The sequence below is a fragment of the Pseudomonas sp. FP597 genome, assembly GCF_030687435.1.
Lineage (GTDB): Bacteria > Pseudomonadota > Gammaproteobacteria > Pseudomonadales > Pseudomonadaceae > Aquipseudomonas > Aquipseudomonas lactucae.
Window position 1 is genome coordinate 4,404,720 of sequence record NZ_CP117432.1, and the last position, 23,259, is coordinate 4,427,978.

Annotated in this window: 26 protein-coding genes and 1 pseudogene; 12 read left to right on the forward strand and 15 right to left on the reverse strand. The window is 59.2% G+C overall.

Annotation, left to right across the window (positions count from 1 at the left end):
- Positions 1-27 precede the first annotated feature (27 nt).
- The 3 genes from PSH66_RS20030 to PSH66_RS20040 are packed head-to-tail and all read left to right on the forward strand — an operon-like array spanning position 28 to position 2,800.
- Entirely contained in the window at positions 28-1,038 is a 1,011-nt protein-coding gene (locus tag PSH66_RS20030; RefSeq protein WP_141063206.1) for an ABC transporter substrate-binding protein, read from the forward strand.
- Complete coding sequence (locus tag PSH66_RS20035) at positions 1,035-2,039, forward strand: iron ABC transporter permease (protein WP_305427510.1); 1,005 nt, start codon at positions 1,035-1,037, stop codon at positions 2,037-2,039. Before PSH66_RS20030 ends, PSH66_RS20035 begins: the two co-directional genes overlap by 4 nt.
- A complete protein-coding gene (locus PSH66_RS20040; protein ID WP_305427511.1) occupies positions 2,036-2,800 on the forward strand; it encodes an ABC transporter ATP-binding protein in 765 nt (254 codons plus the stop codon). The genes PSH66_RS20035 and PSH66_RS20040 overlap by 4 nt, the downstream gene beginning before the upstream one ends.
- A 298-nt stretch (positions 2,801-3,098) precedes the next feature.
- On the opposite strand, the gene PSH66_RS20045 is transcribed toward PSH66_RS20040, so the two are convergent.
- Entirely contained in the window at positions 3,099-4,025 is a 927-nt protein-coding gene (locus PSH66_RS20045; protein WP_305427512.1) for an alpha/beta hydrolase fold domain-containing protein, read from the reverse strand.
- Positions 4,025-4,465: a TspO/MBR family protein gene (locus PSH66_RS20050; protein WP_078825459.1), complete on the reverse strand. Its 441-nt coding sequence runs from the start codon at positions 4,463-4,465 to the stop codon at positions 4,025-4,027. Before PSH66_RS20050 ends, PSH66_RS20045 begins: the two co-directional genes overlap by 1 nt.
- Positions 4,466-4,598: 133 nt before the next feature.
- On the opposite strand from PSH66_RS20050, the gene chrA reads away from it, so the two are divergent.
- Positions 4,599-5,810 carry a chromate efflux transporter gene (gene chrA / locus PSH66_RS20055; RefSeq protein ID WP_305427513.1) on the forward strand — a complete coding sequence of 404 codons (1,212 nt, stop codon included), beginning with the start codon at positions 4,599-4,601 and terminating at the stop codon, positions 5,808-5,810.
- Between the two features lie 19 nt (positions 5,811-5,829).
- Here the strand turns inward: chrA and PSH66_RS20060 are convergent, their stop codons facing one another.
- On the reverse strand, positions 5,830-6,402 hold the full coding sequence (locus PSH66_RS20060; protein WP_305427514.1) for a nucleotidyltransferase family protein: 573 nt from the start codon (positions 6,400-6,402) through the stop codon (positions 5,830-5,832).
- A gap of 377 nt (positions 6,403-6,779) precedes the next feature.
- Between PSH66_RS20060 and PSH66_RS20065 the strand changes: the two genes are divergently transcribed.
- The gene (locus tag PSH66_RS20065; RefSeq protein ID WP_003175133.1) at positions 6,780-7,010 is read left to right on the forward strand and encodes a DUF6124 family protein; all 231 of its coding nucleotides are present in this window, start codon (positions 6,780-6,782) and stop codon (positions 7,008-7,010) included.
- Positions 7,011-7,013: 3 nt separating this feature from the next.
- Here PSH66_RS20065 and PSH66_RS20070 read toward each other — a convergent pair whose 3' ends face one another.
- From PSH66_RS20070 to PSH66_RS20080, 3 genes are all read right to left on the reverse strand, one after another.
- On the reverse strand, positions 7,014-7,247 hold the full coding sequence (locus PSH66_RS20070) for a hypothetical protein (protein ID WP_003175134.1): 234 nt from the start codon (positions 7,245-7,247) through the stop codon (positions 7,014-7,016).
- A gap of 273 nt (positions 7,248-7,520) precedes the next feature.
- Positions 7,521-9,476, reverse strand: a complete 1,956-nt coding sequence (locus PSH66_RS20075) for an AAA family ATPase (RefSeq protein ID WP_305427515.1) — start codon at positions 9,474-9,476, stop codon at positions 7,521-7,523.
- A gap of 423 nt (positions 9,477-9,899) precedes the next feature.
- A complete protein-coding gene (locus tag PSH66_RS20080; RefSeq protein ID WP_305427516.1) occupies positions 9,900-10,172 on the reverse strand; it encodes a hypothetical protein in 273 nt (90 codons plus the stop codon).
- Positions 10,173-10,370: 198 nt separating this feature from the next.
- Here PSH66_RS20080 and PSH66_RS20085 point away from each other — a divergent pair, with 198 nt between their 5' ends.
- The gene (locus PSH66_RS20085; RefSeq protein WP_305427517.1) at positions 10,371-10,721 is read left to right on the forward strand and encodes a hypothetical protein; all 351 of its coding nucleotides are present in this window, start codon (positions 10,371-10,373) and stop codon (positions 10,719-10,721) included.
- 78 nt (positions 10,722-10,799) lie between these two features.
- Here PSH66_RS20085 and PSH66_RS20090 read toward each other — a convergent pair whose 3' ends face one another.
- Positions 10,800-11,402, reverse strand: coding sequence for a hypothetical protein (locus tag PSH66_RS20090; protein WP_141063212.1), 603 nt, complete (start codon positions 11,400-11,402; stop codon positions 10,800-10,802).
- Positions 11,403-11,714: 312 nt separating this feature from the next.
- On the opposite strand from PSH66_RS20090, the gene PSH66_RS20095 reads away from it, so the two are divergent.
- Entirely contained in the window at positions 11,715-12,656 is a 942-nt protein-coding gene (locus PSH66_RS20095) for a hypothetical protein (protein ID WP_305427518.1), read from the forward strand.
- Between the two features lie 221 nt (positions 12,657-12,877).
- Here the strand turns inward: PSH66_RS20095 and PSH66_RS20100 are convergent, their stop codons facing one another.
- From PSH66_RS20100 to PSH66_RS20120, 5 genes are all read right to left on the reverse strand, one after another.
- On the reverse strand, positions 12,878-13,882 hold the full coding sequence (locus PSH66_RS20100) for a tetratricopeptide repeat protein (RefSeq protein ID WP_305427519.1): 1,005 nt from the start codon (positions 13,880-13,882) through the stop codon (positions 12,878-12,880).
- Between the two features lie 141 nt (positions 13,883-14,023).
- Positions 14,024-14,545 carry a hypothetical protein gene (locus PSH66_RS20105; protein ID WP_305427520.1) on the reverse strand — a complete coding sequence of 174 codons (522 nt, stop codon included), beginning with the start codon at positions 14,543-14,545 and terminating at the stop codon, positions 14,024-14,026.
- Between the two features lie 82 nt (positions 14,546-14,627).
- The gene (locus tag PSH66_RS20110) at positions 14,628-15,098 is read right to left on the reverse strand and encodes a hypothetical protein (RefSeq protein WP_305427521.1); all 471 of its coding nucleotides are present in this window, start codon (positions 15,096-15,098) and stop codon (positions 14,628-14,630) included.
- 107 nt (positions 15,099-15,205) lie between these two features.
- A complete protein-coding gene (locus tag PSH66_RS20115) occupies positions 15,206-15,382 on the reverse strand; it encodes a hypothetical protein (RefSeq protein WP_370694813.1) in 177 nt (58 codons plus the stop codon).
- Positions 15,383-15,557: 175 nt separating this feature from the next.
- Positions 15,558-15,818 carry a DUF6429 family protein gene (locus PSH66_RS20120; RefSeq protein WP_305427522.1) on the reverse strand — a complete coding sequence of 87 codons (261 nt, stop codon included), beginning with the start codon at positions 15,816-15,818 and terminating at the stop codon, positions 15,558-15,560.
- Between the two features lie 419 nt (positions 15,819-16,237).
- On the opposite strand from PSH66_RS20120, the gene PSH66_RS20125 reads away from it, so the two are divergent.
- Positions 16,238-16,594, forward strand: coding sequence for a hypothetical protein (locus PSH66_RS20125; protein WP_305427523.1), 357 nt, complete (start codon positions 16,238-16,240; stop codon positions 16,592-16,594).
- A gap of 29 nt (positions 16,595-16,623) precedes the next feature.
- Here PSH66_RS20125 and PSH66_RS20130 read toward each other — a convergent pair whose 3' ends face one another.
- Positions 16,624-17,127 (reverse strand): GNAT family N-acetyltransferase, encoded by a 504-nt coding sequence (locus tag PSH66_RS20130; protein WP_042945036.1) that lies wholly within the window; start codon positions 17,125-17,127, stop codon positions 16,624-16,626.
- Between the two features lie 153 nt (positions 17,128-17,280).
- On the opposite strand from PSH66_RS20130, the pseudogene PSH66_RS20135 reads away from it, so the two are divergent.
- Together PSH66_RS20135 and PSH66_RS20140 are read left to right on the forward strand one after the other, a co-directional pair.
- Positions 17,281-17,713 (forward strand): annotated as a pseudogene (locus PSH66_RS20135) (YeeE/YedE family protein).
- A 2-nt stretch (positions 17,714-17,715) separates the two neighbouring features.
- A complete protein-coding gene (locus tag PSH66_RS20140; RefSeq protein WP_003175147.1) occupies positions 17,716-18,135 on the forward strand; it encodes a DUF6691 family protein in 420 nt (139 codons plus the stop codon).
- A gap of 23 nt (positions 18,136-18,158) precedes the next feature.
- Here PSH66_RS20140 and PSH66_RS20145 read toward each other — a convergent pair whose 3' ends face one another.
- Positions 18,159-19,634: an MFS transporter gene (locus PSH66_RS20145; protein ID WP_305427524.1), complete on the reverse strand. Its 1,476-nt coding sequence runs from the start codon at positions 19,632-19,634 to the stop codon at positions 18,159-18,161.
- A gap of 129 nt (positions 19,635-19,763) precedes the next feature.
- Between PSH66_RS20145 and PSH66_RS20150 the strand changes: the two genes are divergently transcribed.
- Positions 19,764-21,530, forward strand: a complete 1,767-nt coding sequence (locus tag PSH66_RS20150; RefSeq protein WP_305427525.1) for a S8/S53 family peptidase — start codon at positions 19,764-19,766, stop codon at positions 21,528-21,530.
- Between the two features lie 58 nt (positions 21,531-21,588).
- Here the strand turns inward: PSH66_RS20150 and PSH66_RS20155 are convergent, their stop codons facing one another.
- Positions 21,589-22,452, reverse strand: a complete 864-nt coding sequence (locus PSH66_RS20155) for a LysR family transcriptional regulator (protein ID WP_003175151.1) — start codon at positions 22,450-22,452, stop codon at positions 21,589-21,591.
- A gap of 114 nt (positions 22,453-22,566) precedes the next feature.
- Between PSH66_RS20155 and PSH66_RS20160 the strand changes: the two genes are divergently transcribed.
- Positions 22,567-23,178, forward strand: coding sequence for a LysE family translocator (locus PSH66_RS20160; RefSeq protein WP_003175152.1), 612 nt, complete (start codon positions 22,567-22,569; stop codon positions 23,176-23,178).
- Positions 23,179-23,259 lie beyond the last annotated feature (81 nt).

A 23,259-nucleotide genomic window follows, 5' to 3' on the forward strand; every position in this document is an offset into this window, starting at 1 on the left:
ACGTACGGTTCACACGGAGATCGCCCCATGCTGCCACACGTTACCGCCCTGCTCACCGGGCTGGGCTTCTGTGCCCTGGCCCACGCGGCCCCCGCTCATTACCCGCTGACCGTCGAAAACTGCGGCAGCAGCGTCACCTTCCAGCAAGCCCCGACACGCAGCGTGACCATCGGCCAGGCCGCCACCGAAATGCTTTACGCCCTGGGCGTGGGCAACACCGTGGTCGGCACCTCGCTGTGGTTCAACAGCGTGCTGCCGCAGTTCAAGGCGCAAAACGACGGCATCGAACGCCTGGCTAACAACGAGCCAAGCTTTGAAGCGGTGATCGCCAAGCGCCCGCAACTGGTGGCCGCCGAGCTGGAATGGGTGGTCGGCCCGCAAGGCGTGGTCGGCACTCGCGAGCAATTCCATGAACTGAAGATTCCCACCTACGTGCTGCCCTCCGACTGCGAAGGCAAGGACAACCTGGTGGGCGCCGACGGCACGCGGCTGGAGCAGTTCCACATTGAGACAATCTACAAAAGCATCCACCAATTGGCGCAGATTTTCGACGTCCAGGATCGCGGCGAACAACTGAACGATGCACTCAAGGCGCGCCTGGCCAAGTCCGTCGCCACCGCGCAAGGCAAGGGCTTGAAACAGGCCAGCGCACTGGTGTGGTTCTCCAGCGCGGAGATGGCCAGCGACCCGTACGTGGCCGGCCACAAGGGCGTTCCCGAATTCATGCTCGACACCCTTGGTTTGCACAACGTGGTGCAATCGGATGAAGAGTGGCCCGCCGTCGGCTGGGAAACCCTCGCCAAGGCCAACCCGACCTTCCTGGTGATCGCCCGCATGGACCGCCGCCGCTACCCCGCCGACGACCATGAAAAGAAACTCGCCTTCCTGCGCAGCGACCCGGTCACGCGCAACATGGACGCGGTAAAAAACAACCGCATCATCATCCTCGACGCCCTGGCGCTGCAGGCCAGCCTGCGCACCTTTGATGGCCTTGAACAATTGGCCGGGGCCATCGACGGCTACGACCTGTCCAAATGATCCGTACCTTACTTGCCCTCGCGCTGCTGCTGGCCGCCGTCCTTGCCGGCGTGGCCATCGGCGAAACCGCCATCGAACCGCAGGTGGTGTTGCAGGTGCTGGCCAACAAACTGTGGAACGCCGGCTACGTGCTGGACCCCATCGACGAAGGCGTGGTGTGGAATTACCGCCTGACCCGCGCCCTGGTCGCCGCCGCCTGCGGTGCCGGGCTGGCCACCTGCGGGGTGATTTTGCAGTCATTGCTGCGCAACCCGTTGGCCGATCCGTACCTGCTGGGCATCAGCGCGGGCGCCTCGACCGGCGCGGTGCTGGTGGCGTTGATGGGCGTGGGCGGCGGCTTGATTTCGCTGTCGGCCGGCGCGTTTGTCGGGGCCATGGCGGCGTTTGCGCTGGTGATTCTGCTGACACGGGCCAGCGGTTCCCTGAGCGGCACCGGGCAGATCATCCTCGCGGGCATTGCCGGCTCGCAGCTGTTCAATGCGCTCACCGCGTTCCTGATCACCAAATCCGCCAGCTCGGAACAGGCGCGCGGCATCCTGTTCTGGCTGCTCGGCAACCTCAGCGGCGTGCGCTGGCCGTCGGTGTGGCTGGCGGTGCCGGTGGCGGTCGCGGGATTGGCCGTGTGCCTGTGGCACCGTCGCGCGCTGGATGCGTTCACCTTCGGCAGCGACTCGGCGGCGTCCCTCGGCATCCCGGTGCGCCGCGTGCAGTGTGTGCTGGTGGGCTGCGCCGCGCTGGTCACGGCGGTGATGGTGTCGATTGTCGGCTCCATCGGCTTTGTCGGCCTGGTGATCCCCCACGCCATGCGCCTGTTGCTCGGCACCGGGCACTCGCGCCTGCTGCCGGCCAGTGCGTTGGGCGGCGCGTTGTTCTTGATCGCCGCTGATGTGCTGTCGCGCACCTTGATCAAGGGCCAGGTGATTCCCGTCGGTGTAGTCACGGCCTTGGTCGGCGCGCCGGTGTTTGCATTGATCCTGATTGGCCGGAGAAATGCGCGATGACCGTGCTCAGTTGCACGGGCCTGGGCTTCAAGGTGCGTGACGCCGAGTTACTGCGCGATATCCACCTGCAGGTTCAACAGGGAGAAACCTTGGGGATTGTCGGGCCGAACGGCTCGGGCAAATCCACCCTGCTCAAATTGCTCGCCGGTTTGCGTGTGCCCGCCAGCGGCGAGGTGCGACTCGGCAGCCAACGCCTGGGCGACCTCACGCGCCGCACCATCGCGCAACAGTTGGCGGTGGTGGAGCAACAGGCCGACACCGACGACGCCATCCGCGTGTTCGACGCCGTGGCGCTGGGCCGCACACCGTGGCTGTCGGCGTTGAGCCCGTGGTCTGGCGAAGACGATACCATCGTGCGCCAGGCCCTGCACGACGTGGATGCCACCCACCTGAGCCAACGCGCCTGGCGCAGCCTCTCCGGCGGCGAACGCCAACGCGTGCACATCGCCCGCGCATTGGCGCAACGGCCGCAGATTCTGTTGTTGGATGAGCCGACCAACCATCTGGATATCCAGCATCAACTGGCGATTCTGAAAGGCGTGCAAGCGCTGCCGGTGACCACTTTGATTGCGCTGCACGACCTCAACCAGGCACTGACCTGCGATCGCCTCGCCGTGCTGGATCGCGGGCGGTTGGTGGCGCTGGGCAAACCGATGGACGTGCTCACACCGCAGCGGTTGCAGGAGACGTTCGGGGTGCGGGGGCATTATCTGACGGACCCGTTTGATGGGGCGCGGATATTGCGGTTGCGCTCCAACTGAGCGATCACGACGTCGAGAACACCAAAGATCAACGATGGGCGTTGGCTTGTCTGCGGTAGACATCGGTATCACACAATTTTTAAAAGCTGAAAATCTTCTCTGTGGTGAGCGGGCTTGTCCCGCGCTGGGCTGCGAAGCAGCCCTAAAACCTGCGCCTCGGTTAATCCTGACACACTGCGGCGATCTTATTGGGGCCGCTGCGCGGCCCAGCGCGGGACAAGCCCGCTCACCACAGGGAGAATTTTCAACGTTTAAAAATTGTGCAGGTACCTAGACCCAGGCCCCGACAGCATCACCTCTATAGGCCTGACGCACCGATACACGTCGTGATCCACCTTCGGCTATACCCCAACACCCCATCCGCCATCGCCACCGGAAAATGAATGAACCCGTGCGCCGACTCCGGCAGCAGATGGGCCTCGGCCTGCGGCCATCGCTCGGCGATCAGCAGCGTGTCGTCCTTGAGCGGGTCCAACTCGCCCACGAACATCAACGCTGGCGGCATACCTTCAAAGTCGCCATACAACGGCGACAACGGCGCTTGCGTGCGCTGTTCATCACTTAATCCCGGCGTGAGCATGCGCAACGCCTCGACCATCCCCGGCCCGTCCAGCAATAACGTTTGCGGCCCGGCCTGGCGCACGCTCGGTGTACCGGTCAGATCGTAAACGCCGTAATACAACACCGCACCGCTTACCCGTTTGAGCAACTCAGGCCATTGCTTGAGCGCCAGCAACGTCGCCGCCGCCAGATGCCCGCCGGCCGATTCGCCGACGAAGACCACCGGCAGATGCGCAAACTCTTCCTCGCCGAGCAACCAACGCGCCGCCGCCAGGCAGTCCTCCAACAACCCTTCAACCGGCGTATCCACCGCCAGCCGGTAATCCACCGACACCACCGCCACGTCGCACGCGTTGACCATGCCGAGATTGAGGTCGTCGTCCATCCGGGCATTGCCGATCACCCAGCCGCCGCCGTGGATATCCAGCACCACCCCCTTGGGCTTACCGCTCGGGCGCAGGATGCGCACGGGCACGCCCGCCACTACTTTGCATTCGACCACGGGCGCCTGCCTGAACGTTTGGCTGGCACGCAACAGCGCCTGGATCAGACGCGGTGTGACGCGATTGCGGATTTTAAAGCGCGGCATCCACGCAAGCTTTTGATTGAAGCGGCGCATCTGGGCCAGCTCGGCCTCGCTCGCCGGCCACGGTTGGAGAGCCATCAGCGGTTATTGCGCAGGATCGAGAAATTCAACGCCGCCGCCACACACAGCCACGCCAGGTACGGGAACAGGATCAAGCCGGTAATCAGATCCAGGCGCACCGCCAACACCACCATCGCCGCGACGGTGAGCCACAGCAGTACGATGATCACCATCCCGGCGAGCAAGCGATGCGCACCGAAGAACACTGGCGTCCACAGCGTGTTCAACGCAATTTGCGCAGCCCACAGCGCCAGAACCATTTCGCTGCCCGGTATGAGGCTCAGGCGATAACCGGCCCAGGCCAGCAGCAGGTAAATGATCGTCCACGCGACCGGGAACAGCCAATTGGGCGGGGTGAAGCTGGGCTTGACCAGCGATTCGTACCAGGCACCGGGCTTGAAGATAATGCCGGTGCTGGCGGCGGCGGCGCAGGCGAGCAGGAAGATGAAGAAGGTCATGGTCGATCCTTGAGGTGAAGGGGTAGAAAGTAACGCTATGCTTGAGTGACTCGAACTACCGCAAATAAATTCAATGACGGCGGCAAAAATGGCACTCTTCTACCCTTTTTGAGCACCACCAGAGACCCCAGCCGTGACCAATACCCGCGCCGATCAATCCAACACCCCCTGGTCGGTATTCCTGATCTTCCTGCGCCTGGGCCTCACCTCGTTCGGCGGGCCCATCGCGCACCTCGGCTACTTTCGCGCCGAGTTCGTGACGCGGCGGCGCTGGCTCAGCGAGCGCAGCTATGCCGACCTGGTCGCGCTGTGCCAGTTTTTACCCGGCCCGGCCAGCAGCCAGGTCGGCATCGCGCTGGGCCTGTCGCGGGCGGGTTACGGCGGTGCCGTGGCCGCCTGGGCCGGGTTCACCTTGCCGTCCGCGCTGCTGCTGGTGCTGTTCGCCCTGGGCATTGCGCACCACAGCAACGCCCTGCCGCTCGACGTGCTGCACGGTCTTAAAGTCGTCGCGGTGGCCGTGGTCGCCCAAGCCGTGTGGGGCATGGCGCGCAACCTGTGCCAGGGCGCGACCCGGATCACCCTGATGCTGATCGCTGCGTGCGTGGCCCTGCTGGCGCCTTCGGCCTGGGGCCAGGTGGGCGTGATCGTCGTCGCCGGCGTGATCGGCCTGCTGCTTTTAACCCCCACGCCAAACGCCGAACACGAAGCACTGCCCATGCCCCTCCGCCGTCGCACCGGGGCCCTGTGGTTACTGCTGTTTGTGCTGTTGCTGATGGCCTTGCCGCTGCTGGCGCAAACGCTGCCCAACCAAGGCCTGGCGCTGGTAGACGCCTTCTACCGCGCCGGCGCACTGGTGTTCGGCGGCGGCCACGTGGTGCTGCCGTTGCTGCAGGCCGAAGTGGTGCCGCCGCAGTGGCTCAGCAACGACCTGTTCCTCGCCGGCTACGGCGCCGCCCAAGCCGTGCCCGGCCCGCTGTTCACCTTCGCCGCCTTCCTCGGCGCCGCCATGCAGCCGGCCCCGAACGGCTGGCTGGGCGGCCTGATCTGCCTGCTGGCTATCTTCGCCCCGTCGTTCCTGCTGGTGTTCGGCGCCCTGCCTTTTTGGGAAACCCTGCGCCGCAGCCCGCGCACCCAAGCGGCCTTGGCGGGCGTGAACGCCGGCGTGGTGGGCCTGCTGCTGGCCGCGCTGTATCACCCGGTGTGGACCAGCGCGATCTTCAGCGTCTACGACCTCGGTTTGGCCGCGCTCGCACTGGTGGCGTTGATGGTCTGGAAGTTGCCGCCGTGGCTGGTGGTGGCGGCCAGTGCCGGGCTGGGAGGGTTACTTAACCTCACTGCCGGATAATCAACGTGAAGTAATGGCCTCATTGCTCGACTGACGGCTCCACGATCCTGAGCCAAGGCCACCGCGCCTGATAACTCCTGGCCTTTTCAGCAAACAGCGCCGGCTCCGGATGCAACGGATTGATCCGCAACACCCCCTGCTCCACATCCGCCAACCCATACGGCGCATACACCTCACCGGTGGCGATGTCCAATGCGATACACGTCCCCGCCACCAAGTAACGATCCACCCCCTGCCGGGCCGATTGCAATTGCGGGTAAGGCCGACCAAACCGCTGCCCGTACCAAAGGTGCACCCGCGCCTGGTTCTTGACCTCCACATTCACGCCCAGGTCCTTGAACAAGCCTTCAGCCCTGCGAATCACTACATCTTCCGCCTCGTAGGACAGGTCGGTATCGAAGTAAAAAACATCGTAGTCCTTTACCCCCTGATCGGCCGGCAGATTCATCTGATGATTCCAAACCGCCTGGAACAGACAGCCCGCCGTGAGCATGCACTGCTCCACACCGAGGCCGGGTAGACGCGCAGTGATTTCGACGTTGATGGGGTTGGCCATGGCCAGTTCGAGGAAGGTGTCGACGGTCAATGTCATGGTGCGTCCTTGGTAAGCAGTCCTTGTCCAGGGGCTGACTGTACAAGATCTCACAAGCGAAAATCGAGCGACTCCAACTTGCTCCATTGCCTACGCGTGCGTCAGAATCCGTCGACTTGTGCACCTGGGTAGCCGTCTCTAAGGTGGCTCGGTCGCCGACATCTCGGGGATCGGGTTTAGTAGCCCACGGTTTAACCTAACAAGTGCACAAGCTTCATCTCATCAGACGTTCCCGTCTGTGCTTGATGGTGGCTGTGCGCAGGGCGCCCTCGGGCGCGCCGGTTTTGTTAGGTTCCACCGGTCTACTAACCTGCGTACAGCTACCGCCCTCTTGTTTAGTAGCGACTGGGCAGTGGCCTCAAGCAAGGAACTTAACAATGGTTAACGCTTCAACCACCCTCTTCAGCGTCGCACCCAACGCCAGCCACGAAACCCTCATCACCAACAGCTATGAAACCTTCACCAGCGTCAGCACCCTGCTGCTCGACCTGTCCGAAGACCTCAACGGCAAACACCGCGACATCGCCCTGGCCATTCACCAACTGAGCGAACTGGGCGTACTTCTCACCGCCAGACTTCTGGACCGCAAAGCGCCCTGCCCCGGCTGATCATCAGCCCTTCAACTCACTCGCCCGATTGCTCGCCGCGTCGTCATAGGCCACATACAACGACTCGGCGATCTGGCTTTTGATGGCTTTGGTGGATTCAAGGCCGAGCACAAACCCCTCGGCCTTGCCGCCAGCGCGGTTGAGTTCTTCATGGGTGGCGGCGCCGGTGATGGCGTCGAGGAGCTTGGTGGCGTGAGGGCCTACGCCTTTGGGCAGGGATATTTGATCGATGGACATTGCGATACCTTTAACAGTTGAGTCGGTAGCGCTTGGAACCACTGCCGGGGGAGGCATAGTAGACCGGTTTGCGATGAGAGGGGTTGCTTTCGGCCAAAAGCGGACAATCGTCCGAAGTCTCATACGGCCTAAGGCAATCACTTGGCGTGTCTACGAAAATAGTGGCGATTAACTTGGTCGCAATTTCAACTGTACATATAAAAAGTGCTGGGGGGGGGGCAAAGCGGCAAATAGAGGATTGCCGCCGTCTAAAGGGATGTGAGGCTGTGGATCTTAAGTGTGAATTGGCTCCTGTAGGTTTTTGAAGGCGTCAAGCAGGCAAATAGGTATAAGTGAAGGGAATTCGTCAACGACACGCTTCAAAATTGTTGTTTTTAAGTCGTTAGTCCGATGATAGCGTTTCAAGCCATCAAGCTTTGACTTCAGTAACTCTTCAAGCTCATGCCCTTGCATTAACATGAAAGATTCTGGTAGGAATACAAATTGTCCATCAAGGTACTCGCATTTTAATTTTTTGACGTCATCGCCAGATGCTCCAGGCAAAATACTATAAACAATATAGTCTGCAATGTGCTGTAGTCGTGGGTGAGTCATTTTCAATATGTCGGCGCTCCCTTCATGCTCCTCCATTCCGAGCTCGCTTCTTTCAATGCTCTTATCTTGAAATAATAGCATTGCAATTAATAAGGGGTCTAAAATGTAATTCTCTATAGAGTAACGACGGTTGTGGCCGAGAACTACCACTTTATCATTTGGGTGATTGGTCGTGTCCCAATCAATCAAACCTCTGATTGTCGGATTTCCATGGGTAGATAGCTGCCTTACAATATCCTTAACGTGATCGCATCCACCGATTTTTGAATTACTGGATGCAATAAAGCTCAGCGATATTTCCGGGTGTAACCTGGATTTAATTTTTCTAAGAATCTGATCGTAATATTGGACGTCCAGATGGCTCTCTACAAAAATTTGACGTCTATTTTCGTAGCTGATACTTATACTCGGCACTCCCGACATCAACAACGATAGTGCGCTGTCTTTATTGGTTTTTCTAAGCCGACTGCTTCCTTCCTTTGTCATTATAAATATGGCATCCTCCGGACAGAGCGCTACAGTTGACGGAGAGTGCGTGGTCATAATTACTTTTATTTTGCGCTCGCTAATCAATACCTTTTGAATGGTGTCGAGAAGTGACTTGGTCATTGACGGGTGCAAGGGAGCATCGATTTCGTCAAATAAAAGTACTTGGGGGTAATTTACTCTATCGCCTGACTCCCTTGTATAATATAAGCACAATGCAAACGACATTAGAATCCTTTCGCCTGAGGAAAGGTCATTGAATTTTACTTGTGCGCCTGTGACTAAGTCTGTGAGGATTGGCTCATAGGGGCGATCATTATCTTCGTCAGGTTTATTGATTCTAAATGAAAGGTTAGCTGTTTCTAGAATATTATTCAAAAATTCCCAAGGAGGTGATCCATTTTTTTCAAAAAACTCTTTGTCACTTAATGCCGACACATTAGCGCCACGGATGTCACGACGAAAGGTGTTAAATTCATTTGCCAGAAAAGCTCCTTGGTATTCAGAGAAAAGCCTGGCGAATGATTGTTGAAATAACTCCACGGGCTGCCATGCCATTGGGTAATGTTCGTAAAATAAATCCATGTCGAACGCAATAAGCGGAACTTTGCATTTGGCTGTGATTTTATCAAGCAGTCTCGAATTGATTGCTGGGTTGCTTGAGTTAAAGCTTGATGCGACATTTTGGCTGTGGGCGTTCAAATTGTCTTTGATGTTTTGATGTGTGATTTCTACTTGATCCGATGGAATTCCGTAGTTTAGTAATTCTGAAATAGTCAGTGTTGCCAATTTTTTTAAATCAAGCTTGGAGAGTTCGGGCCACTGAAGCAGGTATGATTCAATTCCTGGCTTTGCATTGTTGATCAAGCCAAGTATGTGGTTCCAAGTCCCGTCTCTTTCTTGTTTGCTCTGAATGCTAGCAAACGCTCCTGTATCTGAGGGAATCAATGTTGTTGCGTCAAACAACCGAATCAAACGGTTATGCGGAGAATGTGCGACCCCCTCGATTGATAGCGCTCCTTCATCCAATGCCTTCAGTAACTGGCTCTTACCCGCACCATTAGTACCTGTGATTATAGTGAGGTCTGGTAGCTCTACACTTTCAAATGTCTTTAGTGATTTGTAAGGACGCAAAAGGGTCAACTTCATTACTAATTAATCCATTATCAATCAATAGTTAACTGCTTATGCGAATGTCCAGGAGCGCTCTCGAACGTATTCGCTTTGGCAACATTTCACTCACCACGATTTAATCTTATCCCATGAATATCAGTAGTGATAGCCAATGGCCGGCATCTTCTGCGTGCTCTCATGGCGATTGGAGTCGTTGCATCACAGATAGCAGCGCATGATTTATGCCCTAAATACCATTTGGGTTTAGTCGGCTAATAGCAGGATTCCAGATAGTTCATCCCTCTGTAACTGCCTAGCATTATCGAAAATATTGACTCAAACACGCACCTCCATACTCTGAGGGTCTGCTTTTGGCCGTTTTCTGCCTGTGACGACCGATTGAATTCGGCCAAGAGCTGCCTTTCATTTCGGCAACAATGGGCAGGTCAAGACTGCATCTTATGACTGAGTATTGGTGCAATTCAGAGAGTCATTCTTCATCAAGAGCCGTAGTCGCTGCCATTCATTCCAGCAGTCCTCGGCAACTAAGTCCCGGAAACCACGTTCGTTCGCCATATCCAGGGCGACGTCGAATGGAACTGCAACACACGTCGCTTGATCACGGATTTTGAGTGCCTCGGACTCTGTAAGCGGGGAGCCTTTTTTCGTTTCGGCGCTTTGCAAAGCCACCGAAAGCGCCGGAATGAATACAACGCAAAGCTGTTCCGTCATCTGTTGTTTGCCTCAATTGTGCGAGAAGGCCGAAAGATTACGCTGGTTGCTTGATCACGGCTATTGGCCAAGAGCATCCATCGCCTGGTGTCCGCTCTGGGTCGAAAGCGGCCCGTCCTGACAGCGAATATCTGTCTGAACGCTTTCGGCTACTATGCCTTCTAGCCGTTGGGCGCCCTCCAAGCTTCGGGATATTGCATGAAAACTGTCGACGCAAACCGCTTGAAGATCTGGCAGGCACTTTCAGAGTTTTTTCTCGATACTGAAATCACCGACTCGACTTTTGACTACGTCGCTCGCGTGGTCCTGGAAACAGGCTATGCGCCCCAAGACATTCACAGCATCCTTTGGGGTGAAGTTTTCCCTGTGCTTGAAGGCAACCTCAAGTCCATTACAGGTGAATGGGCGGGATGGACAGATGAATGGCTGTTAGAGCATTTGTCGGTATGTGAGGTCTCTACGAACAAGCTGGGTGACAGCGGCATTATCAGAGAAATCAGAAGATGCTGGGGGCAAGTGGCAGCGCGGCTTCCGCCGGCATATGCCTGACTCAACTTCGTCAATGCTCCCAGTGGTTACGGGCTCCTATCGGCCAGACGAGCCCATTCGATCTACGAAATCCCCCCTTCAGTTAACGTCGATGCCGGGATAGAGATCCGCAGGTGGGTGGTAATTGGGGTCTTCAAAGCGGCTATTGTCGTAATGCATTTTGGCTGTAGGCCCCTCGCCCATGTACGTGACCTCAGGATTGGGCGTCAGATGCCATCCGGTCCCGTCGTTATCGCGTTCGATCAGCGACGGATACAACGTACAAGTCCCCCCCGAACCGGATGTCAGCCTGAATTGATAGTAGCGCCCGGCCTGTGGCGTGAATTGAGTTGTGACGTAGCACGAGCGTGTGCGCGAGCCCTTCCAGAACATACTCACCTGCGTCTCGATGCCCGGCCTTATGGGTGTTTCATAGTAGTCGGAAGTCAAATTCTGCCCGGCCTTGGGCATGCCCACGTCTTGCGTGTGGGTAAATGGAAGAGGCCCCGTGCGGACGGAGCCTCCCGAACGCACGCCGTTCTCGTATTGATAAATATCGGCATGCTGAGTGAAGTTGACGACTCTGACCCAAGCGGGGTTCGGCTCGTTTTCAGGCGCTTTGAAGTAATGGAAATGAGGAAAATACTGACAGCCGGCAAATAACGGCAGCGTCAGAAAACAAAGGGTACGGCGAATAGACATTGGAACCAGTCCTTTACGGGATTGTTGTACAGACCACAGAACTGAAGATGAATTTCACAGCTGGCTCACTCTAAGCAACGTTCAGCGGGCATCTGTTTGTTTCACGGGGGACGATGACAGGGTGTCGGCGAGCCCGGAAACCACCCCTGGGTATTGGCACCGAAGGTGACCGCATGGACGGAGGCTGTCATCTGGATGGGTATGCGCGCTTAGAAAGCAGGCCCTGCATACGGTATTCTGCGCGGCATCAACCTCGCCCCCAGCCTGCCGGCCCCTGAAGCGGTATTGAGCCCGGCGCCTATGGATCTCGACATGCTAATCGGCCACCGCTTCGAACACCTCGCCAACGGCGATCTGCACATCCACTCACGCAACCTTGTGCAAAGCGCATTTATGCTGCTGACCGGCGCAATCGCCTTGATCCTGCCGGTAGCCTGCGTTGGGTTCTGGCTTACCGAATGGCAAGCGCAACTGGCCGACCTGAATCCCCTGTCGACCCTGCTGTTAATCTTGGCGCTGCTGCTGATGCCTGCCCTGGGCCTGTCCCTGATGGTGTACATGGGCTCGCGCGAGTCGTTGCTGTTGTCACGCGTCGACGGGGAAGGCAAGCGCCGCACGCAGAACTTTTTCGGGCGTCGCGAGCAGGTGAAGTCGGTATTCAACCTCGATAACCCGCGCGCCTTGGAGCTGCGTCGACGCGAACAGGCCGAGCCCGCCTATACCCAGCTGTGGCTGGTGATGCGAGATGGCAGCGAGCACCGTTTGACCACCGATCACGTTCCGGTGGTGCCAGGCAGCAAACGCACCGAGTCGTGGCTGCGGGAGCTGGCCGACTACCTGAACGTGGCGGTGCCAGCCGAGGTCATCATTGGCTCCGCGGTCGGTCAGCCGGCACCCTATCGGCCCACTCCGACACCCGCGAAGATCGCCAGGCGGCGCAAAGCCCAAGGCCCCATGCCGACGATTGAATCGACCGAACAACTCGGTATTCCCGCACGCGCCCTGCTCACGCTGGCGGGCGCTTTTCTGGCGGTGCTGGATTTGAATCAGATCGTCGCACTGGTGCCGGCGGTGCTCACCGGGAGGTTGCGGATCAGCGGCAAATCGGGATACACGACGTTCTACTGGGCCGAACAACCGGTCGCGTTTTCATTCAATGTGTTTTTGGGGGTGGCCGAGGTGTTGATTATCGGGTTTATCGCCTGGCAATGCCTGCGCACGGCGGTTCTGGGGCGGATGAAAGCCAATCCCTGAATGCAGGATGCCGGCGCATCCGCAAGCCCAGGGCGATGAGATCGCCAAGATCCAGAACACCACCGCTAACCTCCGGCAGATGGGCCCCGCCGTGGAAAAATCCTGGTGGGTGGCCGTCGACATCCGCCAGCAACCCATCGCTGCCTGGGCCAAAACCCCGGCCATCGAGAACTGGCACGCAACCCGCAAGTTCTCTCCGACGCGCCCAAGACCTACATACACTAGCCTTGCAGTGTCCGCAGTTTTTCTTCGAAATAGCGGATTTGCGCCAAGTCATCGGGGTCGACCTGCCTGAGTATCTGAAGCGCCTTTGTGTAGGCGGCGCGCGCCTTGGCGGTGTCGCCTTCAGCCTCGTAGACTCTTGCAAGGTTGAAGTGGCGCAAAATTACTTTGGGGTGGTTCTCTCCAAAAGTTGCGCGGTCACTGTTCAGCGCCATCGTCAGGAAGGCTTCAGCTTTGTCGTACTGGCCCAGGCCACGATAGGCGTCGCCGAGGTTGTTCCAGCGAATGGCGACCGTCGGATGACGGGGACCATGCAGGGCCATGTCGATATCCAGTGCCTGTTGAAAAAGTGGCAGTGCCGCCTCGTGATTGCCCTGAAGGTTATAGGCATTGCCCAAGTTGTTCAGTGAGACGGCTACCGAAGCGTCGTGTTCGCCCAGCAGTCGCTTTCTCAACGCGATATTTTTGCGCAGGTTTTCGAAGGCCTCTTCATATCGACCCAGTTTGCTCTGCGCGGTACCGAGGTTGTTGTAGCTGTCGGCAATCATCAGGTCATCCGTGCCGAGTACCGCGAGGCGCATTTTCAAGGATTTTTCATAGTAGCCAAGGGCAATGTCGAGATTGCGTAGTCGCTCGTGAAAATAGCCGAGGCTGTTCCAGTAGGTCGCCTGTTGCGCAATGGAGGCCTGTCCGTTCTGTTTAGCCGCCTCCAGTGCCTGGGTGACCAGGACGACCGCAGTACGGTCATCGCCCAGCACGGAGACTGCCAGCGCCTTGATATTCAACGCCTCGGAGTTGGCAGGCTCGGTTGCAAGCACGCGATCCGCTTCCTCAATCGTCGCCTGATACCGCCCTGCCTCGAAAAGGCTAACCGCCTTGTCGCTCGCCGCCCCCAGAGCGGCCTCAGCGCCAAACATCAGGAGGAGCAATGAGAACGGGCGTAGAGCTTTCAGCCAACGAATGTGCACGGAGGTCCCTTGGTTTGAGATGGAGATCTGACTCATGGCTGTTTTCGGTCCAAAGCTGTCATTAAATTGAGGTAATGAAGCGGGCTTCGAGGCGGACAAGAATGGAGGCGACCTCTCGCTCTCGATTTAAGGACGCAGCAACACCGCATGCATTCCGCGAGCACATTAACGGATCGTTTACTCGGGAATTCCGGTCACTGTATGCACTACGCGCATTGCACAAGGCGGTCGAGCCCCTTGGGGGTCGAGCTGTTCGCATTTCTTCAGCAGCGGATAGGCATCGGCAAATTTCATCGCCGCGACCTGTTCGGCGTGCTGCTGCGAAACAAAGCAGCGCTCGAACCGGAAGGCGGCGTACACCTCGGGCAGCAGTACCGGATAATCGTAAACCTCGTCGACGATACTCTTTAGCATCTGGGACATCTGCCCGTTGGCCGCGGGGGAAATCTTGGTGAGCAGATCATCCTTGGCGACGCCCGCTTGCCTGGCCGCAATAACTTCCTTCGACGCACCGATGGATGCCTGCATTCCCTGCGGAAACGGACAATCAGACGCCGCCAATGCAGAGGTCGACGCCATGCAACTCAGTAAAGTGAAAACAACGGCCATCCTTGTCATTGCATTTCCTCGTTTGTAGCAAGTATTGTCGAAATAAGCTGCGGATTCTAACCGATGGTGGCAGTTGATGAGGCGCGCCATTGACTTGGGCAGCTCCGGGTCGATGGGTGCCGGTCGTGGATGATTGCTTTCGAGCCAAAGCGGCCTCTCGTGACTATTGGGATCATGCGCCCACGTCATTTACCAGTTCGCGCCAGACATCCCTTGCCTTCTGCTCCGAGGTAAAGACTTGTACTTTTGGATGCCAGAACTGCCCCTCAATTATGATGCACTCCAGGGTAGAGTCCTGAAACGTAAAGACATAATGGATGGCATCTTTTAGAAACCGCTGTTTATCATGTCGCGGATGAATGGCGTTTCTCTGCTCAAGCTCTGCTAGCCAAGGAGAATTATCTATTCGATGAATTTGGTAATGCTTGAGGCCAAGTCCAATAAGCGGATGGCCGCCCAAAGCCTCGTCGTTTGGTGAGCCGAACTGAAATTTTTTAACTAGGGGAAAATGGATTACAGCTATTTGCTCCCCAGCGGCGTAATACCGTAAACATAGCTGCGTGTCCGTGGCAAACACGATGGGTTCGGGCGATGTACTTGGCTGTGGCCAGGAGTCAAGCAGTACTACGGTAGCGAATGACATAGGGAAGCCTAGTGAAGAAATAGGGCGCAAAACAGAGTGCAAGAGCAACGCGTTGTCGTCAAACGTTGACGACCGCGATGGGCTGCCTCTGGCCGAAAGCCGCCGGGTCAGGGGTTGAGCAGCTCCATGATGTGGGTGGCATGGACATCTTCTGTTCGCATGAAGCCGCAGCGCAGGTAAAACACATCGCCTCCAGAAGTATCGGTGGAAAGACGCATCTTCTGAAAGTGAAGAGCGGCGTGTGCAACCAACGCCTCAAACCGCGCTAGAACTTCTGCCCACATCGCTTTCGTCACCCTGACTGAGTTTTGTGGGATTTTATCAAAGACCTTGAAAGTGCTGCCCCTGAGAGCGGCAAGTTCGGCATGGCTCCTTAGCCTCATCTGACATATTGAAAGAGCCCTGCAACGCATTATCCTATTGTGAGCCAGGCAACAAGCCGTTTCGGATAGTCCTGAGTCAGGCATCCGAGTCAGCTACAGTCTGCTCGTCGGACCTTACGCCAAACAAACGGTCGGCTATTTGCCGACCTCGTTCCAGCCCTTGCTCCGTCAACCAGATCGACTTGTTCTTATTCACCGGATTACTGATAAAACCCTGTTCATGCAATCGGTTCATGACCTCGAAGTCGAAACCTTTCCAGGCGTTGCCGCTATCAGAACTGAAGGCTGCCAACAGGGCGAGTACGGCTTCTTCAATCAATTTTTCGTCGTATTCCATGATCGTTGCTCGACTCGTTTTGTTTAAGCTCGCCTTGCCTCAAGGCGCCGCAGGTGGTGGTTTTATCTCAAACCCTCCTCGCGCAAAACGCAAGTAGCGCCGGCAAGCCTTCCACCCGTTCAGCCGCCTTCGGGTTTAGCTTGAGTGATGTGACCTTCTCAGGCTACTCGTCGGTCCTTGCGCCAAACAAACGATCGGCTATCTGCCGACCCTGTTCCAGCCCTTGCTACACAGTTTTTAAGAACGGGAAATCCTCACTGTGGTGAGCGGGCTTGTCCCGCGCTGGGCTGCGAAGCAGCCCCAATAAGATCACCGCCGTGTGTCAGGATTAACCGCGGTGACGGTTTTAGGGCTGCTGCGCAGCCCAGCGCGGGACAAGCCCGCTCACCACAACAGCCTATCGGAAACCGGAGCCCCCTATGCCGCCCACCAAACGCGACAACGCCCGCCTCGAACGCCAACTGATCACCACCCTGACCGACGCCTGCGAAACCGCCAAAGCCGAAATCCCGGGGTTCGAATGGCTGACGCACACCGTCGATTACACAGCCTTCCCCCACAGCCTGCGCGTGACGTGGGTGTTCGACACCCGTGCCAACAAGGACCGAGCCCTCGCCGCCGGCGCCGATCAACGCATGCGCGAGCTGACCGCCGCTGCGCTGCACAAGTCCGACGTGCCGCCCCTGCCCATGGCGCGCTGCGTGCAGTTTGATTCTGAAGAAGAATGCCAGTTGAAGCACGCCGGCGACTGGCGCGTGCGGTTGGCACGTCGCTGACGGATGAGCATGGCGAATCTGATGGAAAATTACGCGCCGGCAGGCCATCTAGCGCCTGGCTTAGCAACGCCCTTGCCGCTCACGCGCACATAGTAATGATCGAACTCACCGCTCCGCACCCACACAAAACCATGGCGCTGGTAAAAACGGTTTGAAGCGCTTTCCTTGAGCGCCCCGACCCTGATCGATCGGCCCAGCTCATCGGCCTCCTTGAATATCTGCGCCAGCACCGTTGCACCAATGCCCGCGCCCTGGGCTGACGGTTTTACGTACAGGTGGTCAAGCAAAAGCTCGCCCTGCTGGTCTTTGATCACCACAAAACCGACCAACTCACCGGCGACTTCAATGCCGCGCGTGCAGGTGGCATCGAACCCGGCCACAAACCGTTCCCGCGCGCGCGCAGGGTCGAATCGTCCGACGCGCTGAAGGCTTTCGCGCATGGCTTCAATTCTGATGGCAACCAGCTGTTCCAGGTCTGCATGGCTCGCCGGGCTTAAAACAACCGCGGCGTTTTGATCAGTGGCGTTTGGCATCGTGCTTAGCCTGTGAATGGGTAATCGAACATCATAGCGGTGCTTGCGCGCCATCGCTTGAGCCACCCCCTCTACCACCGACATTTCACGCAATACGGGTTAAAACTGTGCTATCGATGCACTCCCCTCCAATCCCCGAAGGCTGCCCCGACCATGAGCTTCTCCGCCGATTTCACCCCATGGACCTCCCTGCTCGGCGGTGCCTTGATCGGTTTGTCCGCCGGCCTGTTCATTCTGCTCAACGGGCGCATTGCCGGTATCAGCGGTCTGCTCGGGCAGCCTGTTGTCCAGGCGTGGCGATGGCCGTGGGGAGGCGCTGGTATTCGTCGCGGGGTTGATCGCCTCGCCCCTGATCTGGTCACTCGGCGCGCCGTTGCCGCAGCCCTCGTTCCAGGCCGGTGGCGTGGCGCTGGTACTGGCGGGGTTGTTGGTGGGGATCGGCACGCGCTATGGCGCCGGCTGCACCAGCGGGCACGGGATCTGCGGGCTTTCACGGTTGTCGATGCGCTCGCTGGTAGCGGTGGGTTGTTTCATGGGCAGCGGCTTTGCCGGCGTCTACGTGTTACGTCATCTACTGGGGGCCTGAGCATGCGCAAAATCACAGCGTTGATTGCTGGCTTGATCTTCGGGCTGGGGCTGTACCTCAGCGGGATGACAAACCCGGCCAAGGTGCTGGGTTTTCTCGACCTCGCTGGCGACTGGGACCCTTCGTTGGCCTTGGTCATGCTCGGAGCGCTGATGGTGAGCAGCGTGTTTTTCTTCTTCGCCAGGCGGCGTGACACCTCATTGCTCGGCGCGCCGATGCAGATGCCGATACGGCGCAACATCGACCGCCGGCTGGTGCTGGGCAGCATCGTGTTCGGTATGGGCTGGGCGATTGCCGGGCTCTGTCCCGGACCGGCCTTGGCCTTGCTGCTGACGGGGCGATGGCAGGCGGTGCTGTTCACTGCGGCCATGCTGGCGGGCATGCTGGTGTTTGCAGGTCTCGAATCACGCAAGCAGCGCTGAACATTACGGCCACCGCCAGCCCCTCAATCCGCGGCCTGGGACAACGGCCGCGCCACCCGCTCCAATGCCTGGCGCTCCGCCGCCACGCCCCACACCGCCTGCACCACCGCCGCCGCGCACATCAGCGCCGCGCCAATCAAATAGCCGATCAACAAACTACTGCGCTGCTGTGTCTGGATCAGTTGCCCGAACAACGTCGGCCCGATGATCCCGCCCAGCCCTGTGCCGAACGCATAAAACACCGCAATCGCCAACGCGCGAATCTCCAGCGGGAACGTCTCCGCTACGGTCAGGTACGCCGAGCTGGCCGCCGCCGAGGCAAAGAAGAAAATCACCATCCACGCCAGCGCCTGCTGGGTCACGTCTAACCAGCCCTGCTGGAACGCATAGCCACTCAGCGCCAGCAGCACGCCGGACAGGGCGTAGGTGAAGCTGATCATCACGCGACGGCCGATCACATCAAACAAACGCCCCAGCAACAGCGGCCCGCAGAAGTTGCCCAGGGCCAGCGGCAGGACGTACCAGCCGACCTGCTCGGCGGGCACTTGGTAGAAGTCGGTGAGCACCAGGGCGTAGGTGAAGAAGATCGCGTTGTAGAAAAAGGCCTGGGCGGTCAGCAGCGTCATGCCCACCAGCGCACGGCGGCGAAAGCTGACGAACAGCGTGTGGAATATCTCGGCCAGCGGCGTGTGGTCGCGGGCGTGCAGGCGCAGGGGCGGGCTGGTGACGGGCGGCAAATCATGGCCCTGATCACGCAGGCGCGCTTCGATGCCTTCGACAATGCGCCGGGCTTCATCGTGTTGGCCGTGGATCAGCAGCCAGCGCGGGCTCTCCGGCAGCCACAGGCGCATCACCAGGATGATCAGGCCCAGCGCCGCGCCAATGCCGAAGCACAGCCGCCAGCCGAGGTCGCCACCGACCACTTGCGGGTCGAGCAACACGATGGCGCCGCCGGCGCCGAGTGCTGCGCCGAGCCAGAAGGTGCCGTTGATGCTCAGGTCGACCCAGCCGCGATAACGCGCCGGGGTGAACTCCTGGATCGTCGAGTTGATCGCGGTGTATTCGCCGCCGATGCCCATGCCGGTGAGGAAGCGAAACAGCAGGAAACTTTCCAGGCTGAACGAGAACGCCGTGGCGGCAGTGGCGCCGATGTACAGCCACAAGGTGATGAAGAACAACTTACGGCGGCCCAGGCGGTCGGTGAGCCAGCCAAACAGCAGCGCGCCGAGCACGGCACCGGCGATGTACACGCCGCCGGCCAGGCCAATGTCGACGTTGCTCATGCGCAGCTCGGGGCTGTCTTTCAGCGCGCCGGACACCGAGCCGGCCAGGGTCACTTCCAGGCCATCGAGCAGCCAGGTGATGCCCAGGGCGAACACCAGCAAGGTGTGGAAGCGGCCCCAGGGCAAGCGGTCCAGGCGCGCGGGCAAGTCGGTTTCAAAGACCGCGCCGGTGTCGCCGCAGTGTGGGTGTTGCTGGGTCATGGTCACATCCGTCATGTGCAGTCCCTCTTCGGTTAGGAGTGAGCTTGGCCAGGGCGAGTTCAACGGTTGTTGCATGGCGTTCACGCTGAACGAAGCGCGCCCCGGCGCAGTCGGAACAAAACGCCCCGGCACGGAAATGCGCTCATGCCCTTACGCTTCGCTGCACTCGCCACGCTGTTCACATTGGCTGCCGCCACACCCGCTGCGGCTCAGGACGCGTTGCGCCTGGAAAACCTGAAACGCTGCGGCAACCTGCTGGACAGCCGCCAGCAGGACTGGTGCCTCAGCGTGCGCGGGCTGGGCACCACCACACCGCAGCTGAAACTGGCGGGCAAGACGCTGCCGGCGAGCACCGTTGAGCACCAGGGCGATCAATTGCGCGTGCGCCTGGACAGCGCCCGCGAGCAGAGCGGCCCGTTGTGGCTGGAAGACGGCCCGCGCGTCAGCAATGCGGCCTGGCTGACGCTGCGCAACAGCCATGTGGTGGCCGCAGGCGCCAACGAAGTGGCGAAAAACATGGACGGCCTGACCACCTATGTGGACCTGGTCAGCGTGTTGATCGAAGAAGACCAGAACGGTCGCCAGGAGGCCGAGCGCCTGGCGCGCAAGTATGGAGCGACGGTGGTCGGCAGCATCGCGCCGCTGAACGTCTACCAGTTGCGCCTGCCGGCCAAGGACCTGACGCAACGCGATGCGCTGGTGCTGCGCCTGGGCAGCGAGACCGGCGTGGACGCCGTGGTGATCGAAGAGTCCGCCGCCGAAGAAACCGAGCAAACCGCCACGCGCCGTGAAGCACCGAAAAAACCGGCACCCGACTCCGATGAATGGGCCGCCAACCGTTTTCTCGACGCGGTGGCCTACTACCAGCGGCGCATCCCGGGGCAACACACGCCGATCGTGCCGCAACCGGTGCGCGTGGGGGTGATCGAGCGCGGCGTCGACTTCGACACGGCGGACTTCGCCGAGTATCTGGGTGCCTGCGCGCCCAGGCGAACCTGCGTGTACGCACGCGACACTGGTGCGGCGGACGACCATGGCACCACCGTCGCAGGCATCCTCGCAGCGCGTTGGGACGACGGCGGCAACAGCGGTTTTCTGCGTGGACTGGACAAGGCCGGCGGAGGCTTCGATGTGATCGTCGAGCGAAATTCCGATGCAGGAATTACCGCAAACATCGCCGCCTCGGTCAACCTCGTGGAAGATGGCGTTCGCGTGCTCAACTGGAGCTGGGGCATTCATCGCGTCGGCACCAAGGACGTCAACGGCAAGGACGTCGACTCGCTGGTGCGCTCGGGCATCGCCATGAGCGGCTACGAAGAATTGCTGGAGGAATTCTTCCTGTGGCTGCGCAAGGAGCATCCCGACGTGATCGTGGTGAACTCCGCCGGCAACGGCTCGGCGTTTTCGGGCACGGACGACTACCGCCTGCCCTCCTCGTTCATCACCGAACAGTTGCTGGTGGTGGGCGGCCACCAGCGCAGCGAGCAGGCCGGTATCGCCGTGGATGACCCGGCCTATGCGGTCACGCGCAGTTCCTCGAACGTCGACATGCGCGTCGACATCACCGCCGCCGCCTGCGCCCATGCATCCACCGCCGACGCCGGCGAGCAAGGCGCCGTGCATTGCGGCACCTCCTACGCCACGCCAATGGTCGCGGGCCTGCTGGCGGCCATGCTGTCGATCAACCCGCAGTTGCAACCCGAGCAATTGCGCACGCTGTTGCGCCGCAGTTCGATGGCCATTGGCGACAACCATGACTTTGAACGCAGCGACGCCCAGGACCTTACCGCGCCGATCCTGCCATCGGAGCGTAACTATCAGCTCAATGACAAGGACGTAGGCCGCTCGGCGCGGCTCGATATGCAAAAGGCCCTGGACCTGGCGGTGCAGAGCAGGACGCGAGTGCGTTGAAACAAAAAGGCTGAGCCTAACCTTGAAGCCCAGCGATGTTGCAGTTGCGGCCGCTGGCCTAGGCCTGATGTCTCAACGCGCTGATGATGAAAGCGTGAAGGCTGCTGACAGCCCTGGACCCGCGTGAAGCGCGGCTGCGCAGAATCGAAACGTCCATCGGCTCAATGCTCCCCAACCCCTGCTCGCTGCCCAAGACCTGCAGCGATGGCTGCACCGTACACTGGGTGATCGCGGCAATGGCGAGCCCTCCTTCGACGGCGGCGACTTGGCCGGCCAGGCTGGAGCTGTTGTAAACCACCTTGAATTGGCGCCCTTGTTGGGTCAATGAGTGCACCGCATAGCGCCGGGCCAGGCTTTCACTTTCATACACAGCGATGGGCAATGGGTCGCGCCGCCAGAGCTCGAACTGGGGCGAGCCCACCCACACCATGGGTTCCTTGAACAAAAACGTACCGCTCTGCGGCGAGTCCCGGGACACCAGGGCCAGATCAAGATCACCGCTGCGCACACGCGGGATAAGCGTGGTCGACTGTTCACACGTCAGCTCTATCTCCACGCCTGCGTAGCGCGGAGCAAAACGCTTCAGCAGCGGAGTGAGGTACCTGGCGGCGTAGTCCTCGGCGACGCCAAGGCGAATACGCCCGGTGAGTACTTCGCCGTGAAAAGCCGCTTGGGTCTCGGCGTGAAGTATGAGCATGCGACGGGCGTAACCGAGCAGCGTCTGGCCGTCATCGGTCAATTCAAAATGTCGCGGGCCTCGACTCAACAATTGTCGCCCGAGGGCGGCCTCCAGTTTTTTCATTTGCATGCTCACAGCGGACTGCGATCGGTTGACCTCATGCGCAGCGCCAGAGAGTGAGCCAGCATCCACCACCGCCACGAAGCACTTGAGCCAATCAATCTGCAAATCACTGGCAGGCATGGTTGCCCCTCTATTCGTTTATCGAATGACTGCGATGTGAATTATGCGCTTTTCATGAAGCTTGCCCACCCGCAAAAATGATTTGCCTGAACCCACTCATACGGGACGCTGATCATGCCCCTCGATACTTGGTTGCTCTATTTGATGACATGCTGCGGCATTGCGGTGGTGCCAGGGCCGAATGCTTTATTGGTGCTGACCCATGGCGCCCTTCACGGGCGTCGTAAAACACTGTTCACCATCACGGGCGGCGTGCTCGGTTTTGCCGTGGTGCTTTCCCTCTGCGCGCTGGGTCTGGGCGCACTGATCCAAGCGTCGACCGCCTGGTTCACCGCGTTGAAGATTGCCGGTGGGATGTACCTGATCTGGTTGGGCATAGGGCTGTGGCGGTCGGCCCCCGTGAGTCTTGATACGCCCAGCATTACTGGCTTCAACAGTTGGTCGCTGTTTCGCCAAGGGCTGGTATCGGCCATTTCAAACCCCAAGGCGCTGCTGCTGTTCACGGCATTTATCCCGCCCTTCCTGGACCCGCACAGAAGCATCATCGCGCAGACGGCCGCCATCGCGCTGACCTACGCCGTGGTGGAATTCATCGTTGAGTACCTGGTGGCCAGTGCAGCGCATAGGGTCAGGCCTTGGTTGGCGAGGACGGGGCGCCGGTTCAATAAGGTGTGTGGCGGTTTCTTTGCGTTGTTTGGGTTGGCGCTGCCACTCCATGCGCGATAAACACCACTTGCCTGACGGTGTGGATGATCGATGCTCTCTGAACGGGCACCTTGCATGATCGTACAAGCCTGCCTGCCGCTT